At 41.9% G+C, this 16,044-nt stretch carries 15 protein-coding genes; 6 read left to right on the forward strand and 9 right to left on the reverse strand.

Features of this window, described 5'->3' with window-relative positions:
• Positions 1 to 278 precede the first annotated feature (278 nt).
• The 4 genes from QNM18_RS00200 (at position 279) to QNM18_RS00215 (ending at position 4,631) form a co-directional block, all read left to right on the forward strand.
• Positions 279 to 1,484 (forward strand): N-acyl amino acid synthase FeeM domain-containing protein, encoded by a 1,206-nt coding sequence (locus QNM18_RS00200; RefSeq protein ID WP_284135948.1) that lies wholly within the window; start codon positions 279 to 281, stop codon positions 1,482 to 1,484.
• Positions 1,484 to 2,368 carry a class I SAM-dependent methyltransferase gene (locus QNM18_RS00205; RefSeq protein WP_284135949.1) on the forward strand — a complete coding sequence of 295 codons (885 nt, stop codon included), beginning with the start codon at positions 1,484 to 1,486 and terminating at the stop codon, positions 2,366 to 2,368. The genes QNM18_RS00200 and QNM18_RS00205 overlap by 1 nt, the downstream gene beginning before the upstream one ends.
• Positions 2,369 to 2,572: 204 nt before the next feature.
• On the forward strand, positions 2,573 to 3,022 hold the full coding sequence (locus QNM18_RS00210; protein ID WP_211009983.1) for an Lrp/AsnC family transcriptional regulator: 450 nt from the start codon (positions 2,573 to 2,575) through the stop codon (positions 3,020 to 3,022).
• Between the two features lie 73 nt (positions 3,023 to 3,095).
• The gene (locus QNM18_RS00215) at positions 3,096 to 4,631 is read left to right on the forward strand and encodes a serine hydrolase domain-containing protein (RefSeq protein WP_284135950.1); all 1,536 of its coding nucleotides are present in this window, start codon (positions 3,096 to 3,098) and stop codon (positions 4,629 to 4,631) included.
• A gap of 139 nt (positions 4,632 to 4,770) precedes the next feature.
• On the opposite strand, the gene QNM18_RS00220 is transcribed toward QNM18_RS00215, so the two are convergent.
• Positions 4,771 to 5,346 (reverse strand): TetR/AcrR family transcriptional regulator, encoded by a 576-nt coding sequence (locus QNM18_RS00220; RefSeq protein ID WP_284135951.1) that lies wholly within the window; start codon positions 5,344 to 5,346, stop codon positions 4,771 to 4,773.
• Positions 5,347 to 5,490: 144 nt separating this feature from the next.
• On the opposite strand from QNM18_RS00220, the gene QNM18_RS00225 reads away from it, so the two are divergent.
• The gene (locus QNM18_RS00225; protein WP_284135952.1) at positions 5,491 to 6,054 is read left to right on the forward strand and encodes a hypothetical protein; all 564 of its coding nucleotides are present in this window, start codon (positions 5,491 to 5,493) and stop codon (positions 6,052 to 6,054) included.
• Between the two features lie 82 nt (positions 6,055 to 6,136).
• On the opposite strand, the gene QNM18_RS00230 is transcribed toward QNM18_RS00225, so the two are convergent.
• From QNM18_RS00230 to QNM18_RS00265, 8 genes are all read right to left on the reverse strand, one after another.
• Positions 6,137 to 6,610, reverse strand: coding sequence for a peroxiredoxin (locus QNM18_RS00230; RefSeq protein ID WP_023397526.1), 474 nt, complete (start codon positions 6,608 to 6,610; stop codon positions 6,137 to 6,139).
• Between the two features lie 145 nt (positions 6,611 to 6,755).
• On the reverse strand, positions 6,756 to 8,426 hold the full coding sequence (gene asnB / locus QNM18_RS00235) for an asparagine synthase B (protein WP_284135953.1): 1,671 nt from the start codon (positions 8,424 to 8,426) through the stop codon (positions 6,756 to 6,758).
• Between the two features lie 201 nt (positions 8,427 to 8,627).
• Positions 8,628 to 9,290 (reverse strand): pyroglutamyl-peptidase I, encoded by a 663-nt coding sequence (gene pcp, locus QNM18_RS00240; protein WP_211009978.1) that lies wholly within the window; start codon positions 9,288 to 9,290, stop codon positions 8,628 to 8,630.
• Complete coding sequence (locus QNM18_RS00245) at positions 9,283 to 10,305, reverse strand: DUF979 domain-containing protein (RefSeq protein WP_284135954.1); 1,023 nt, start codon at positions 10,303 to 10,305, stop codon at positions 9,283 to 9,285. The genes pcp and QNM18_RS00245 overlap by 8 nt, the downstream gene beginning before the upstream one ends.
• Positions 10,302 to 11,030 carry a DUF969 domain-containing protein gene (locus QNM18_RS00250; protein ID WP_284135955.1) on the reverse strand — a complete coding sequence of 243 codons (729 nt, stop codon included), beginning with the start codon at positions 11,028 to 11,030 and terminating at the stop codon, positions 10,302 to 10,304. Before QNM18_RS00250 ends, QNM18_RS00245 begins: the two co-directional genes overlap by 4 nt.
• Positions 11,027 to 11,965 (reverse strand): 5-oxoprolinase subunit C family protein, encoded by a 939-nt coding sequence (locus QNM18_RS00255; protein WP_284135956.1) that lies wholly within the window; start codon positions 11,963 to 11,965, stop codon positions 11,027 to 11,029. The genes QNM18_RS00250 and QNM18_RS00255 overlap by 4 nt, the downstream gene beginning before the upstream one ends.
• Positions 11,959 to 12,615 carry a 5-oxoprolinase subunit PxpB gene (pxpB, locus tag QNM18_RS00260; protein ID WP_284135957.1) on the reverse strand — a complete coding sequence of 219 codons (657 nt, stop codon included), beginning with the start codon at positions 12,613 to 12,615 and terminating at the stop codon, positions 11,959 to 11,961. The genes QNM18_RS00255 and pxpB overlap by 7 nt, the downstream gene beginning before the upstream one ends.
• A gap of 163 nt (positions 12,616 to 12,778) precedes the next feature.
• Positions 12,779 to 14,293 carry a leucyl aminopeptidase gene (locus QNM18_RS00265; protein WP_211009973.1) on the reverse strand — a complete coding sequence of 505 codons (1,515 nt, stop codon included), beginning with the start codon at positions 14,291 to 14,293 and terminating at the stop codon, positions 12,779 to 12,781.
• Between the two features lie 391 nt (positions 14,294 to 14,684).
• On the opposite strand from QNM18_RS00265, the gene msrA reads away from it, so the two are divergent.
• Entirely contained in the window at positions 14,685 to 15,902 is a 1,218-nt protein-coding gene (gene msrA, locus QNM18_RS00270) for a peptide-methionine (S)-S-oxide reductase MsrA (RefSeq protein ID WP_211010370.1), read from the forward strand.
• The last annotated feature ends 142 nt before the right edge of the window (positions 15,903 to 16,044 follow it).

A 16,044-nucleotide genomic window follows, 5' to 3' on the forward strand; every position in this document is an offset into this window, starting at 1 on the left:
TTCTTCTTAGTTGCAAGAGCAAGTTACTTGTGGCGAAGATATGTTCGGTGATGGCGAGCATACTATACATGCGGTGTTCACTTTACTCGTAAGTTCTGCTACTCAATGAATTTTCTTAAATCAGCATTGTTTGATGATGTATAGCCATCTCTGTTTGTATAGACTCGTTTTTGCAGACTAAAAATAAAGTATTACTTTTTAATTATTTAGGTTTTGCTGATTGTAATAAAAAAGGGTTACAATCAAATTTTACAATAATTATTAAAAAGTTCCGTTCAATGTCTATTAGAGTAAAAGTTGCTTCCACCCCAGTTGAGCTCAACCATGTTTATCAACTTAGATATCAGGTATATGTAGAAGAGTACGCGTATATGCAGGCCAACCCGCAACGTATTATTATGGATATGTTTGACGGTATGCCTGACAGCTATAATATCATCGCATATGATGGCGAAACGCCAGTGGGTACCATACGAGTTGTGATAGATGGCGCTCTGCAATTGCCAGCTGACCAAATGTACGACTTTAATCAATACCGCAGCCAGCTAATTTTGCAAAATCACGAACAGAATTTACCACCTCCGCTATTAGCCAATTCTGGCATGTTTGCGATAGATGCCAATTGGCGAAACCGTCGAGACTTATTCAGAGCTTTATTTAAATTAAGTTGTGATATCGGTGAAGCCCGGGGTGTAACAGATATCATTACTACTGCTAATATTGAAACGCTTGCGATATATAAACGGATGGGTCTAAAAGCACTGGGTGCACAGGTACGACATGAACATATTTCGGTTTCTATGGTACCCATGCACTGTACTATGCAACAGATCACGCAATGGGCTTTCGGTGGGCCAAGAGCCCATACTAAACTGACGGAGTTATTTTCTGAAAGCTTTGAATATCTGCTGGTGAGTGCTGGGACACCAATCTTCAATGCGTCAGAAGAGAATGCTGAAGAAGCGTATCTTATCAGTAGTGGCGCGATAAGTATTGCAATGGACAGAGCAGATCAACAACAGCACTTTGACTTGGCCACATTGACCGCAGGCGAATTGTTCGGTGAGTCTTGCCTTTTTGATGAGCAGGGGCGCACTGTCAATGCCGCTGCTATTGTAAATACTGATCTATTGGTACTAAAGAAACAAGATTTTTGGCAAAAGGTAAATAAAGACCCCAGCTATATGAAAACTATTCTTAAAGTCATGGAGCAGAAACTACGGGATGTAGGGCGCAGAGCACTTATATATGCTCATGCATCGCAACAAGAGAGGCTTGAATTTTTTTTAGAACAGTTGTCAAAGACAGCCAAACCGATGTTGAAAAAGCCGCATCAGCGAGTAGTGAGAATGGGCGGGCATGCATTCTCGGTGATATCGGGTGTCGAAAGGGATGAAAGTCAAGCATTCCTTGAACAACAAGCACTAACAGGCTCGATTGGTTTAACAGACAAAAGCATTATTTTTTATAGTGAGGCACGTTGATGAAAGATAACGAAGCCAGTTCAACCGCGTTTACTGTCGCCCAAGGCTTATTGTTTGCGGCAAAAACTTCAACATACAGTGCTTTGGTAGACGAGCAAGTTATTTCGGTATCTCGCCAAATTTTACAGGGGAGTGAGCAAGGCCGGTATAGACTGAAGCAACTAGACAGCTGGTGGTTTTGCAAGCTTGCCAAAGTTAGGGAGCGCCTGTTGTTGCCAGGAATATCTTTGCACTATGTATTGCGTAAACGTCATATCGAGCAGCTAACATTGAAAGCCTTGTCTGAGGGGGTTACACAAGTAGTCGTACTCGGGGCAGGGTTTGATTCTTTGTGTTGGCGTTTGCAGCAGACATTTGTTGACGTTAACTTTATTGAAATTGACCATCCGGCCACGCAGTCACAAAAAGTTAAAGCGTTAGAAGAAGATACGTTTGATAGCTCGAACATGCACTTTTTGGCTGTGGACTTTGGTCGTCAACAGCTAAAAACAGCGCTTTCTGAATTTCGAGGTTTTTGTCCTGAAAAACGAACATTGTTTATCTGCGAAGGTGTTTTGATGTATTTAAACCAGCAGGACGTAGACACGGTATTTGAATCAATTCGCGCTTTAACAGGTAGTGGCACACAGTTTATTTTTTCGACACTGGAGCCCAGAGAAAGTGCAAAAAATACGGTCCCCAAACTTCTCTATCGTCACCTTGAAAAACTCGGTGAACCGGTGGTTTGGGATATAGACAGCAACCAAATGCAGACTTATTTACAAAAGCACCAGTGTCAGCTTCACTCTATAGCAGGTGGTGCAGAACTGGTAGAACAACAGATTAAAGAACAATTGAATCAAAAAATGTATCAAGGTGAGTATTTTGTTCACTGCTCTTTTTGATCAAGCCGACCGCTGACTTAGTCAGCGGTCAACATCATCTCAGCAAGCGTAAAGTGTATCCATTGATATATCTCCCAAAATAAGCTGGTGTTGGCTTCACACTTCTTTTCAGTTCATGAACACATTAACTATTTTTGCACCTTGGTGAGAAGTTTCGTTGCTATGAAATAATGAGTCAGTTTATTCTAGTGACGGAGGGGAAAAATGAAAATAGATAAGTTTAATCGAATCATATTACATGAATTGTCAAAAGATGGACGTCTATCAAACGTGGAGCTAGCGGAAAAAATAGGGCTTTCTCCCTCGGCATGTTTAAGACGTGTTCAAGATCTTGAATCAAAAGGGCTTATTAAAGGGTATCGTGCCGTATTGGATTCGGAAAAACTTGGCACGGGATTCATCGCTTATGTTGGTGTAGGACTGAGAGAGCATTCGACTGAGTCTCAAAAAGCATTCGAACAAGCGATTGAACTGGCCAGTGCAGTAAAAGAGTGTCATAACGTCACTGGTGAGTTTGAATATTTGCTGCGTGTAGAAACATCAGATTTAAATGCGTACAAAGCTTTTCATGCCGATGTACTTGGATCTATTCCACAAGTTTGCACTATTACGACACACGTTGTCATGGAGTCGACAAAAGATGAAAGGGCGTAAAACGAGTCCTTAACAAATTGGAGAGTTTAGTCGTCTAATAAACGTAATCTTGGTTAAAACAAAAAGGAATTTTATGGCAACTTACTCACGAGCTTTGCCCATTGCCCCAGTGGTTCTTTTATTGGCAATCAGCACAAGTAGTAATGCAAATGAAGATAAATCAATAAATGCTAAAGCACAGATGATGGAAAATGGACTAAGAGATTCGGTTCTCGATAAGTCTAATCCGACAAAGTGGTCTTTATCGCAGCGTATGGCGCATTTCAATGTACCAGGAGTGTCGATAGCTGTGATAGAAAATTACAAAGTTGTCTTTGCTAAAGGTTATGGCTTAAAAGAAGCGGGCACAGCACAACCTGTTGATGAAAATACGGTCTTTTCTGTTGGCTCATTAAGTAAAGTTGCAACAGCGGCGGCAGTACTAAGTTTAACTTCCCAAAAGCAGATAGCATTGGATACGGACGTCAACACCTACCTAAAACAGTGGCGGGTTCCTGCAAGTCAATACACAAATATAGATAAGGTTACCTTGAGGGGGATATTGTCTCATACGGCGGGGCTTTCTCTATGGGGGTTTCCTGACTTTGAGCCTCACGAAAAGACGCCGACTGTATTGGAGACCTTGAAAGGAACTGGGCTTTCCCGAACTAAGCCTGTACGCACGTTTTATCAACCTGGAACAAGTTGGCGTTATTCAGGAGGGGGCACCACCATTATTCAGTTGTTATTTGAAGATGTTTTAAAGCAACCTTTCGAAATCGCTACCGAAGATTTACTGTTCAAGCCGCTTAAAATGACTCGTTCAACTTTTGAGAACCCTTTACCCAAAGAGTTCGGCAATATTGCAAAAGCACATGATGCATCTGGGAAATTAGAAGCAAAGCCGCGTGGGTGGCATACATTTCCAGAAATGGCGGCGTCTGGCCTTTGGAGTACACCAAGCGACTATGCACATTTGATGATTGCTTTGATGAAAAGCTATCAAGGAAATCATAATTATCTAGAACACGGTTTAGCGCAACAAATGATGACTGAAGTTGGATTTGGTAAGTTTGGGTTAGGCCCAAAAATGTCAGGTGCAGGGGAGTTAAGACGCTTTCGTCACGGAGGTTCAAATCAATCGTACAAAGCATGGATGGAAGGTCATTTAAATTTAGGAACGGGGTTGGTGGTATTTACCAATGGGAGTAACGGCGATGACTTGTACGAGGAAATAAGAAGAGCCGTAGCTGATGCTTTCGACTGGCCGTTTTACAGGCCATTCTATCGCTATGAACCCGCTATCAATGCTAAGTGGCTAAATCAATTTACAGGCGCATTCACTGTTTCTGGAGATAAATATACGGCGTTGGAAAGAGGGTTTATCAGTGCAGATGAACCAAGGCCAAAAACAAGGTATTTCTCGCTAAAAAATAACACGCTATATGTCGGTCAGCGCGCGTTAGTGCCAATAGCTCCAAACCAATTTGTGCTTCAAGGTGATGATGTAGAAGAGCAAACTTATGTAGAATTTATACAAAATACACAAGGGCAATTCGAAACTGTAATTGTAAGAGAGGGCGCTAACAGTGTTGTCGCCAGCAAGGATATGGCCGAGAGGCTGAATTAATCAAACTGGGTTTTAAGGTGCTAATCGTTATAGCCGCTTCATGTTTTTCAGATTTGACTGAAGGGTCAAATCAAATCTGAAGATTGCCTGTAGACAAAACGCATAGATTAGATACATCCCATCTCTGTGATTTCATCCATTATGTTTTGGGCTTGAAAGAGGTAATTACCGACAGGATTTCTTCAACCATGTCATCACTGTTTAGTGATTCAGGCGTAAAGACTGAGCGAAATAACGTAACTGCAGGTGTTATCTCAGCAAGCAAGTCTAAGTGTTCATGGTCTTCACCAATGGTTCTAGCAATCGTTTTGCGATAATGTTCTAACGAAAATCCGGCTTTAACAACAGCCTCTATTTCTTTATCAGAACGCATTGCTGCAACTAATCCTGGCACTAAATCAGGTTTCTCGCTGGCTTGGCTACATTGCTTTTCTATGACCGTCTTTAGATCAGTCGTTGGTTCATCCGTAACAGGCGCTTCTTGCGCAGGCATGCTTTTGATTGCTTCAATAATTAAAGACTCTTTCGTAGGCCACCGCCTGTAAATAGCACCTGTTCCACAGCCTGCTTTAGTCGCAACATCTTGAATACGAAATCGATCAAACCCCACTTCCAATAACAAGCTCAGAGCCACCTTTACAATCGCATCAGTTCTGCTCGAATCACGTTTTCTACCCCGTGTATTACCGGGTTGTTTGGTATTTTCTTGTTTCATGCTGGCGATGGTATCAGAAAGCAATTTTACAGTAAATGTACAATTTCGAAAACGATGATTTCCGAAATATTTTAACGGAAGTGTTGATTTCCGGAAATAAAGATTCCACAATAAAAAACACTTAAAGACTAAAACGGAAAAATCATGGATCTTAAATTAAACCTACAATCAGACAGTTGTTTAGATTTGGCATTTGGTAAAGTTATCAGTGGGAAAGAAGCGCAAGTATTTCAAACATACTTTCCAGCAGTAGCGCCAGCATTACAGGAGTTTGGTCTTAAACCTTTACGCCCTTTTGCTGTTTTAGACACAAATATAAGGAGGCCGATACCTGAACAGGGGAATTTAACTTATGTGCCAAGCGTAGAAAATTTTGTGCAATTTCATCAGGACGCTAGATTTCAAAAAGCTAAGCCGATCAGAGATGAAGGTATGGAGTTTCTAGCCGATGGAAACCTATTTGAATCCATTAAAGAACAAATTACATTGGATTCAAATTCGGACTATGCATTGATTTTATCTAGCAATCAAATTGCTAAAAGCACATCTTTATTTGAACTTAATCTTAGCGAAAATAGCCCTAACCAACGATTTAGAGGTCAGTCATTAAGCCTGTGCCCTTGGAGTGAAGATACAGAGAAGTTGTTACATGCAGTTCCTAACGAAACAATTGTATTAAAGGTCCGCTTTTTTCCTGAAAGTAGTTAACGAGGTAAGCTGGAAGAAGTGCATAACTAAACTAGCTCATAACTGTTCGTTAGAATAGTTATGAGCGAAAATACCTTTGTGATTACAGCGCTTCTAAAATCACTTCAGCTTTACTGATCTCAAAAGTTTTTGGTGCTTCTACGTTCAACTGAGTGACTACACCGTTTTCAACAATCATAGCGTAGCGTTGAGAGCGCACACCGCCAAAGCTAGCTGTGTCCATATCTAGCCCTAATGCTTGAGTGAAGCTTGCATCGCCGTCTCCGAGCATTAAAATTTCATCTGCGTTTTGCGCATCTCCCCAAGCTTTCATCACAAAAGCGTCATTGACTGAAACACAAATGATGCTATCGACACCTTTAGCTTTGATTTTGTCCGCCAGTGCAACAAACCCTGGTAAATGTGCTTGCGAGCAAGTTGGTGTGAAAGCACCTGGTACTGCAAAAACAACGACTTTCTTGTTGGCAAAAAGCGCTTCAGACGTATGGTTTTGCATGCCATCGGCTGTTAGCTCAGTTAATACCGACTCTGGAATGCTTTGTCCTTGTTCAATCATTGGTTTTTCTCTTTTAGATTTAGAATGCTTGCAAGTGTAGTACGTAAAATGGCATATAAAAACCGATAATTATTAGGGTTATTAAAGTGACCTCAAGATGAGAACTTGTAGAGCACTTTAATCATTACCCTATAGTTTTATAACATCACTGTTGTTTATACGCATCGTTGTGCACATTGGCGGCGCGTCCCGACGGATCTGCGTTGTTTTCAAAACTCTCGTCCCACGCAAGTGCTTCGGGAGTAGAGCAGGCGACAGACTTTCCATGAGGTACGCATTTTGCGGCAGCCTCTCCAGGAAAGTGCTCTTCAAAAATGGTGCGATAGAAATACGCCTCTTTGCTATCTGGGGTATTAATTGCAAAGCGATAGTGTGCATTTGCCATATCTTGATCAGAGACTTGGGCCTCGGCATAGTCGCGAAGAGAATCTATCCATGAGTAACCCACACCATCAGAAAATTGCTCTTTTTGACGCCATAAAACATCATCGGGAATGTATCCGCTAAACCCTTCGCGAATAACATGCTTTTCTATTCGGCCATCTTTACACATTTTGTACTCAGGGTTGGTGCGCATGGCGATATCAACAAACTCTTTATCTAAAAATGGCACTCTTGCCTCAACGCCCCAAGCTGCCATCGATTTGTTCGCACGTAGGCAATCAAACATATGTAATTTAGAGACTTTTCGGTTAAGTTCATCATGAAACTCTTTACTATTTGGGGCTTTATGAAAGTAAAGGTATCCACCAAACAATTCATCTGCGCCTTCACCGGATAGCACCATCTTGATGCCCATAGCTTTGATATATCTCGCCATCAAATACATTGGAGTGGAGGCACGAATGGTTGTCACATCATAGGTCTCTAAGTGGTAAACCACTTCTTTTAAGGCATCTAACCCCTGTTGCACTGTAAAATGAATAGGGTGATGGATGGTACCTATTTGATCCGCTACTTTTTGCGCAGCCTCGAGATCTGGTGAGCCTTCTAGACCAATTGAAAATGAGTGAAGTTTAGGCCACCAAGCATCACTGGCGTCATTGTCTTCGATACGCTTGGCAGCAAATTGTTGGGTTATTGCCGAGATTACCGAGGAGTCTAATCCACCGGAAAGCAACACGCCATAAGGCACATCGCACATCAGCTGCCTTTTAACCGCAGCCTCTAGACCATTTTTGACTTTAAGGGCGCTCGCGGGGTTGTTTTTCACTGCATCAAAACTTTGCCAATCTCTTTGATAGTATTTGTGATACGTCCCTTCTTTTGAATACAAATAGTGCCCAGGGGGAAACTCCTCTATGTGATTACATATAGGTGTAAGCGCCTTCATTTCACTGGCAACGTAAAAGTTACCGTGCTGATCTCGGCCCGTGTACAAAGGTATAATGCCGATATGGTCACGACCAATTAAATAAGCATCTTGTTCTTCGTCATAAAGACAAAATGCAAATATGCCATTTAAATCATCTAAAAACTCAGGCCCTTTTTGTTTATATAAGGCTAAAATAACTTCGCAATCAGACTTTGTTTGAAACTCAAATGGGGTTTCCAATTGCTCTGCAAGTGCCTTGTGGTTGTATATTTCGCCATTTACTGCGAGTACATGGGTTTTCTCTGGGTTATACAAAGGTTGAGCGCCACTGGCAACTCCAACAATAGCGAGTCGCTCATGCACTAAAATCGCTTTTTCGCTAGAGTACACACCGGACCAGTCAGGTCCACGGTGTCTTAATTTTTTCGACATTTCAATAGCTTGTGCTCGTAACTTGTCAGCCGAGCCTTGGATTTCTAAAACACCAAATATTGAACACATAGTACCCTCATTCCTGTTACGCCCGTTACCAGTTTACCGTTAGTCACGAGCTAATCACTGTGATAAATATAGTTATTTTTGTATAAAACTAAGTCTATAACTAACAGAAAATTATGATGAAGTCACACGGAAAATACTAAATATCGTAAGGGGAAAGGGAGTAAATTTTGGTGCATCTCTGCACCAAAATATTGCAAGTTATTAGTGAGTTGTTCCTGCTGCTATGGCCAAATCCTGATCATGGCTTAAAGCAGAGGCAATCATTGATTTTAACGCTGCAATGACCGTTGACTCAGCCATGCTGGGTGCACCGCTATGGTGCACAGCTTGCTCTGGCAAATATGGAATATGTATAAAGCCACCTTTTAAATTGGCTTTGTGTGTTTCTATGTAATGACATAGTCCATACATGACATGATTACATACATAGGTGCCAGCAGTATTGGAAATACTGGCTGGGATCTGCGCTTCATGTAGGTCCCAAAGCATTTGTTTTATCGGTAACTTAGCAAAAACAGCGGCTGGACCGCCTTTAACAACGGGTGTGTCGATAGGCTGGTGGCCTGCGTTATCTTTAATTCTTGCATCATTGATGTTTATAGCAATACGTTCAATCGTAATATCGCTGCGGCCACCTGCTTGGCCAACACATAATACAAGGTTTGGTTCATGCAGCGCGATATTGTTGTAAAGCGATTCCAAAGAGGTGTCAAACTCGCAAGGAAGCTCTCGTGTTACGATTAAATGGCCTTCGATAATAAGGCCTTCTAACTTCTGAACCGCTTGCCATGAAGGGTTAATTGCTTCGCCACCAAAAGGTTCAAATCCAGTAATTAACACGGTAGGGTGATTAGGTTTAGTCATTAAAAATAACCCCATACATTAAAAAGATATTGATGATTAGTAGAGCGATCGCAGTTGGTATTTGCACCTTGATCACCTGATATTTGTCTTTTAAATCGAGTAGTGCGGCTGGGATAATATTAAAATTTGCAGCCATTGGCGTCATTAACGTGCCGCAGTAACCGGAGTACATACCAATCGCTACCAGTGGCGCAGGGCTAGCGCCATGCCCTTGAATCAAGAATGGTACCGCGATACCCGCTGTCATGACAGGGAAAGCAGCAAATGCGTTACCCATGACCATAGTAAACAAAGCCATACCGACGCAATAAAGTACAACGAGCATAAAACGATTATCTGGAGATATGAACAGAGTTACAATATCTTGTATTGCTGTACCTGTATTTGCCACGATGAAAACGCCGCCCAGCATAGCCAGCATTTGTGGTAAAATTGCTGCCCATCCTATGGAGTCAACAAGGCGTCTAGATTCGCCTATCGCTTGAATGGGGCTGCCTGAAGTGAATTTCCATGCAACTAATAAAGCACCGCCACAAGCAAGTGTTAGAGACGCTAAGGTTAAATGATTTTGGTCAAATAAATAGGTTCCGCCAAGGTTAATACCACCTAAGAAGAGCGTACAAATCACTGTTATAACAGGAATAAGTACCGCAGGAATAAATAGCTTATTGCCAATTGTTTGAGCGCTTTTGTCTAGCTCTTCTTCGCTTGGTGTGCAGTATGTGCCCATTGACACTTTGCCCATCCCTGCCAACAGGGCGATGGCTATCACACTGACTCCCACCCATTGGTAAGTTAGTGTTTCACCTATTAGCGAAATTGATAGGTCGCCAAATAAAAATACATTACCAAAGAGCATCCAAAATAGGGCTGTCGTGAGACGTTTTGGGTGTTGCTTATCTTGTAGAGTTTTAACTACTAAAAACAGTACTAAAAAGCCGATGAGTAAATAGATATTGTCTATTGAGAGTATTGCTGGTTGTGCCGAGTGTGTAGTTTGGCTTACTGCGCTCATGCTAACTCCTCAGTACTGACAGATTTGTTTTGTTGTTTTATCTCGGCTATTTTGTTGCAAATTTTTGCTTCGAGACGAGCGAGGCGGAATAGGTGTACGATTAATGCAAAAATCGCAGTGGGTATGGCCCAAAGACCGATATGCAGAGGCTCAATACCTTGGATACCATTTTCCTTTAAAAACGCATCCATTAATAAAACGGCTCCAAAAGCAATAAATATGTCTTCGCCAAAAAATACTGCAATGTTGTCGCACGCGGCTGAATGTGCGCTGATCATGTCTTTGACTTCTTTGGGAAGTTCGCCATGTATATTTGTAGCAGCACCTAGCGCCATCGGAGCTAACAAAGGCCTAACCGTTTGAGCTTGGCCAGCTAAGCTAAGCAGGCCCAAAGCTGCCGAAGATTCTCGCACCACGAAGTACACGCTGAGAATTCTCGCGGTAGTGGCCCCTTTAATATTGGCTATCCAATTTTTTGCACGATTTTGCAGCCCGTAGCGTTCCAAAATCGCAATAACAGGCAGAATCAATAAGAAACTTGCCAGTTGTCGGGAGTTCATAAACTTTTCACCAAATGTGGCTAATAGTTCAGAAAAATTTAAATCAACTGCCCAGCCGGTAATTAGCCCTGCCGCAGTGACTACCAATAAAGGGTTAAACCGCAGGGCAAAGCCGACTACGACAACCAATATCCCGGTTAACGGGAGTAAGTTTAGTTCAGTCATATATTTTTCTTATCATGATGTAGCACAGCAATTTTCAATTGTGCTAGGTGTTGTTGTTGTTGATCTAATGCTTGTTGAGCTTGCAGTCTATTTACGGCTCTAAACTGACAGCGAGCTCCTGCATGTAATTGGCCTAAATGGCGTAAGTCAGCTTCAATCACATGTGCAATAATTGGATATCCCCCTGTGGTTTGGCAGTCATTAAGTAATACGATAGGTTGGCCATTGGGTGGTAATTGTATCACACCAGGGCTTACCGCTTGGCTAGTAATACTTACGTTGTGGCTTATATCAATATCACTTGCGACTCTTAACCCCATACGATTGCTATTTGGTTGTACTTGCCACTGCTGATTGTACAAGCTTTGTTGATTGTCTTTGGGCAACAAGTCTACGTGTGGTCCAGGGATAACGCGAATTGTGTCGACATAATCAGGTAGTGCAGCACCAATGGAGTCAAGCGCGTTAAATGGGGTGTAAGGTAATACATCACCGTCTTGCAAAGCCCTGCCGCTGAGGCCTCCAAACCCTGCTTGTATGTCGGTTGCCGACGAATGCATGACAGGTGTAACATCATTAAATCCACCTTGAACAGCAAAGTAAGCACGCGTGCCACTCTTACTCGACGCAAAAGTTAATATGTCGTTAGCCTCAGCGTGATACCGCCACCCAGTGGCAATGCTTTTTCCATTAAGCTTTGCACCAAGATCTGCACCAGTAAGCGAAAAGTTGGTTGGATGGTCAAACTTAAATTTACATAAGCCTACGGTTATCTCAATAACAGCGGAATCCGTGGAGTTATTAAGGAGTATGTTGGCGCTTTTAGCCGCGAGGGGGTCCATCACGCCAGCTTGCGACACGCCTAAATGCCTGAAACCATACCTTCCTAAATCTTGTATGCACGTTTGAATACCAGATTTTAAGATTGTTAGCATATTCCCTCCGTGCTTGGTATGAACTTTACAACATCTCCTGGTTGCAAAATACTTGGTGATTCTAATTGATGATTAAACAAAACAGTGTCTGTGTGGCCGATAAGTCGCCATCCACCTGGTGATTCACTCGGATAAACTGCCGTAAGGTCTTGTGCTATCGCCACTGATCCAGACGGCACGTGTGTTCTAGGTGTATCAAGGCGAGGTAAATGTAATTTAGGGTTGAGATCCCCCAAATAGGCAAAACCAGGTAAAAAACCTAAAAATTTAACCTGATAACTTTGCTCACTGTGCAGCTCCACCACTTGAGCTGGGCTCAAACCTGTTAGAGAAGCAACGGATTCTAGGTCCGGTCCGTTACTTTTTCCATAGCGTGTTATGATTTGATGAACAGTTGGTTGAAATGCCTCAGGTTCAATGTTCTCCCATGCCTCTCTTAACCTGTCTAGCCAGTACTCTGGATCTTGAGAGTGCATTAAGTAGCCAGTGATAGTCGTTTTGGCCGGTACGATATCTATGAAGACTTTTTGTTCACGCATCCAAGCGTGTAACGCAAACAATTTATTTTGTTGGTGTTGCGATAGGTGAGTTTGAAATATTTCTAAAACGAGTGCACGTTCGCCCAGAATGTAGGTCTTGTTGTTTGTCATTATGTTGTCTTTATAATAATTTGAAACACGACTTTTTTATTATTTATAGCGTTGTCATTACGGGTGCTTTTGCGTGTTTAATATACATAGTAATGGTGTGAGAGGCCACATAAATAGAAATAAGAAAAAGGCCATGCAATGCATGGCCTTTTTATTGGAGGGATTAGTTACCGCTCAATAACCATTCACTAAGAATGCGAACACCGTATCCAGTGCCGCCGGCAGGAACTTCATCTTTGGTTTTTTTAGAGATCGCATTACCAGCGATATCAATATGAACCCAGCGAGTATCACCAACAAACTGTTGTAAGAAGGTTGCAGCTGTAGTTGCACCAGGACCGTAAGAGCCAATATTAGTTAGATCTGCGATGTCAGATTTTAGCGCGTCTTTATAACCCAGAGGTAGGCGCCAAACTTGCTCATTAACTGTTTGACCAGCGATTGTAAACTCTTTAACAAGCTCATCGTCTTCTGAGAAGATTGCAGAGTAGTTATTGCCAACCGCACGGATTTTAGAGCCAGTTAATGTTGCAAGGTCAATCATAATTTCTGGTTTGTAGTATTGACGTGCATACCACAATGCGTCACTCAAAATAAGTCGACCTTCAGCATCTGTGTTAAGTACTTCAACACTCAAACCTTCAGCTGTACGCAGAACGTCACCTGGCGCGAAAGAGTTTTCAGATACCATGTTGGCAGCCATTGGCATAACTGCAACCACGTTTACATCTGCTTTTGCTTTCGCCATCGCTTTCACTGTGCCAAGTACGGCAGCTGCACCAGCCATGTCCACTTTCATTAGCGCGATAGACTTACCCGTTTTCACGTTATAGCCGCCTGAATCAAAGGTAATGCCTTTGCCTACAAGCGCGATTGGTGTGTCGTTGTTACCTTTGTAGTGTGCAATGACTAGTCTAGAGCCTTGTGCACTGCCGCGACCGACAGCTTCAAGGGCGCCCATTCCAAGCTCTTTAATTTCAGCTGGTTCTAATACTTTCACTTCAACACCATATTGCTCAAGCTGTTTTGCAGCCTTTGCAAAATCCACTGGTGTCATTTCAGAAGCTATTTCTGAAGTTAAGTCACGAGCAAGAAACACGCCTGATTGAATATGCTCAAGCGGGATGTATTCTTTAGCAGCTTTACGTTTGCTGTCTACATCTATGCTGTAGCTAACTTTAAAATTATTTGGCTCTTTTTTATAAACTTCAAAAGTATGGTCACGTAAATTAATACCGTGAGCAAGCTGAGCAGCTAGCTGAGAATTATTAATTTCACCATCAAAGTCTTCAAAAGCAACAGCAACACTTGATGACTTTTTATCTTCTAACTTAGCGTGCAGATTGCCGCCAAGTTTAGTCATTTTACTTGCGTTTAGTTCGTCTTCCTTACCTAAACCTACAACAATGATGCGCTTATAATCAGAGGATACTGGCGCTAGCACTTCAACGGTTTTTCCAAACTTGCCTTGAAAGTCTTCACTTTCTATCGCTCTGTCTAATTGAGCTCTAGTTGGCTTGTCTAAAAACTTGAAAGCAGCTTTTTTGTCTTCAGCTTTGAAAATGACGAGTGACTCAGCGTTTTCAAGCTTAGATGTGAATTGGATGTCCGCAGCTTGAGCTGAAATTGAAGCACCAAGTGCAACTGCGATCGCTGAAAGGCGAGAGATAAAAGACATTTTTAAAATCCTCTGGATATTGCGTGCCAACGTTTTACCCTATTTTCAATGGCATATTAATCTAATGTCGTTGAACTGCTCAGATTCTAGGGTGAGTTGCAATTGCAACGGGTGTGGTATCAGTGTAGCAAGTTGGTGCACAAGGTGTTATTGCGTTTAACTTTATTGGTAAAGCAAGTTTTACTTGTGCCTAGAGAATGTCGCAGTGAAGGCGAAGTTTTGACGGATATTGAACTGAGTTTGCTAGCTTGTTATGCAAAATTTTGAAATTGTTTTATTCGAAGTTCGGTCCAAATGGATAGATAATTATTAAAGGAGCACTTACGTGAAGAAGCAGCTTAACTTTACTTTGTTACTCAGCCTTTTTTCAACTTTTTCGTTTGCCGCTGATATGCCGAAACCTGAGATGGATAACGCAAGCGTAAATATTAAAACACTTGTATTAGGTTCTGGCTGCTTTTGGGGTCCAGAAAAACGCTATGAAGCAATGGTTGGCGTGATTGATGCGGAATCAGGGTATGCTGATGGAAGGGGCTTTAAAGCAACCTACAAAAATATAATTAGTCCTCGTCGTCGTTATGATGAAAATAACTACGCAGAAGTAGTTAAGGTGACGTATAACGCAAACTTGCTTTCAACAGAGTCATTAATTAAGTCTTATTTTGAAAGCCATGACCCGACTCAAAAAAATAGGCAAGGCAATGATGTAGGTACGCAATACCGGTCCATCATTTTGTTTGATACGGAGAAACAAGCAAAAGTGGCGCATCAGCTCAAAGGGGAATATCAGCACTTGCTGCAAAAGGCCGGGTATGGCGATATCCAAACAAAAATTAAGCCGCTCGAAACTTTTGTATCTGCTGAGGAATATCACCAAAATTATTTAGCGAAAAACCCTAACGGGTATTGCCCGGATCATAGTACTGGTGTGACTTTTGACAAAGTGGATAAAAAGAAAGTAAGCAACGAAGCGCTTTTAAGCGGCAAACATATTGTGGTGTTAGACTCAAAAAACTATTGTCCCTACTGTGAAAAGTTTAAAAGTACAGTTGTTAATGATTATAAGGGGTCAATCCCGTTACATTACAGATTCGCGGACCAACTACAAGGCATTGAAATTATGTCAGCTACTTGGGCGACGCCAACTATTTTACTTATTGAAAATGGCAAAGAGGTTGCTGGATATCAAGGCTTTATGAATCGAGAAACCTTCTACAAAGTATTGGGAGCGTTCAAACTAGGGAAGACGGAAGCTTATAAAATAGCCTTTCAAAAAGGCACCGAACGTCCATTTTGCAAGCAATATGATATTTTCAAAAATACAGGAGAGGGCGTTTTTGTTGATAAACTCAGTGGAGCGCATTTATTTGATACTAAAGATCGCTTTAACTCAGGCACAGGGTGGCTGTCATTTAAGTATCCAGTCAAAGGCAGCGTCACTTACCATCAAGATTTAAGCCACGGCATGGTTAGGACTGAAATCAGGTCCAAGTCGACTGGTATTCATTTAGGTCATGTGTTTAAGAATGAAGGGCCAAGAGGCACAGATAGATATTGCATTAATGCAACCGTGCTAGATTTTATTCCCAGCAAAGACGTTGTGAACTGAAATTGAGTTACATAACTTTTCACTGCTTTTTGTAGGTATCTGACATACTGGTAAAGTTGCCCTGATGGATGTCATGGACCCTGAAATAAATTCAGGGTGACGGACGTTAGGGGAGGCGGCCTGTTGATATTTCACTTTATTG

Origin of the sequence: Pseudoalteromonas obscura, assembly GCF_030135505.1 — a bacterium.
In the GTDB taxonomy this organism is placed as follows: Bacteria; Pseudomonadota; Gammaproteobacteria; order Enterobacterales; family Alteromonadaceae; genus Pseudoalteromonas; species Pseudoalteromonas obscura.

Excerpts from the sequence above, each read along its gene's own strand:
- QNM18_RS00200 (WP_284135948.1), top strand. The coding sequence starts at position 279 with ATGTCTATTAGAGTAAAAGTTGCTTCCACCCCAGTTGAGCTCAACCAT.
- QNM18_RS00210 (WP_211009983.1), top strand. The coding sequence starts at position 2,573 with ATGAAAATAGATAAGTTTAATCGAATCATATTACATGAATTGTCAAAA.
- QNM18_RS00205 (WP_284135949.1), top strand. The coding sequence starts at position 1,484 with ATGAAAGATAACGAAGCCAGTTCAACCGCGTTTACTGTCGCCCAAGGC.
- QNM18_RS00255 (WP_284135956.1), bottom strand. The coding sequence starts at position 11,965 with ATGCTAACAATCTTAAAATCTGGTATTCAAACGTGCATACAAGATTTA.
- QNM18_RS00250 (WP_284135955.1), bottom strand. The coding sequence starts at position 11,030 with ATGACTGAACTAAACTTACTCCCGTTAACCGGGATATTGGTTGTCGTA.
- QNM18_RS00220 (WP_284135951.1), bottom strand. The coding sequence starts at position 5,346 with ATGAAACAAGAAAATACCAAACAACCCGGTAATACACGGGGTAGAAAA.
- pcp (WP_211009978.1), bottom strand. The coding sequence starts at position 9,290 with ATGACTAAACCTAATCACCCTACCGTGTTAATTACTGGATTTGAACCT.
- QNM18_RS00245 (WP_284135954.1), bottom strand. The coding sequence starts at position 10,305 with ATGAGCGCAGTAAGCCAAACTACACACTCGGCACAACCAGCAATACTC.
- QNM18_RS00265 (WP_211009973.1), bottom strand. The coding sequence starts at position 14,293 with ATGTCTTTTATCTCTCGCCTTTCAGCGATCGCAGTTGCACTTGGTGCT.
- asnB (WP_284135953.1), bottom strand. The coding sequence starts at position 8,426 with ATGTGTTCAATATTTGGTGTTTTAGAAATCCAAGGCTCGGCTGACAAG.
- QNM18_RS00225 (WP_284135952.1), top strand. The coding sequence starts at position 5,491 with ATGGATCTTAAATTAAACCTACAATCAGACAGTTGTTTAGATTTGGCA.
- pxpB (WP_284135957.1), bottom strand. The coding sequence starts at position 12,615 with ATGACAAACAACAAGACCTACATTCTGGGCGAACGTGCACTCGTTTTA.
- msrA (WP_211010370.1), top strand. The coding sequence starts at position 14,685 with ATGCCGAAACCTGAGATGGATAACGCAAGCGTAAATATTAAAACACTT.
- QNM18_RS00230 (WP_023397526.1), bottom strand. The coding sequence starts at position 6,610 with ATGATTGAACAAGGACAAAGCATTCCAGAGTCGGTATTAACTGAGCTA.
- QNM18_RS00215 (WP_284135950.1), top strand. The coding sequence starts at position 3,096 with ATGGCAACTTACTCACGAGCTTTGCCCATTGCCCCAGTGGTTCTTTTA.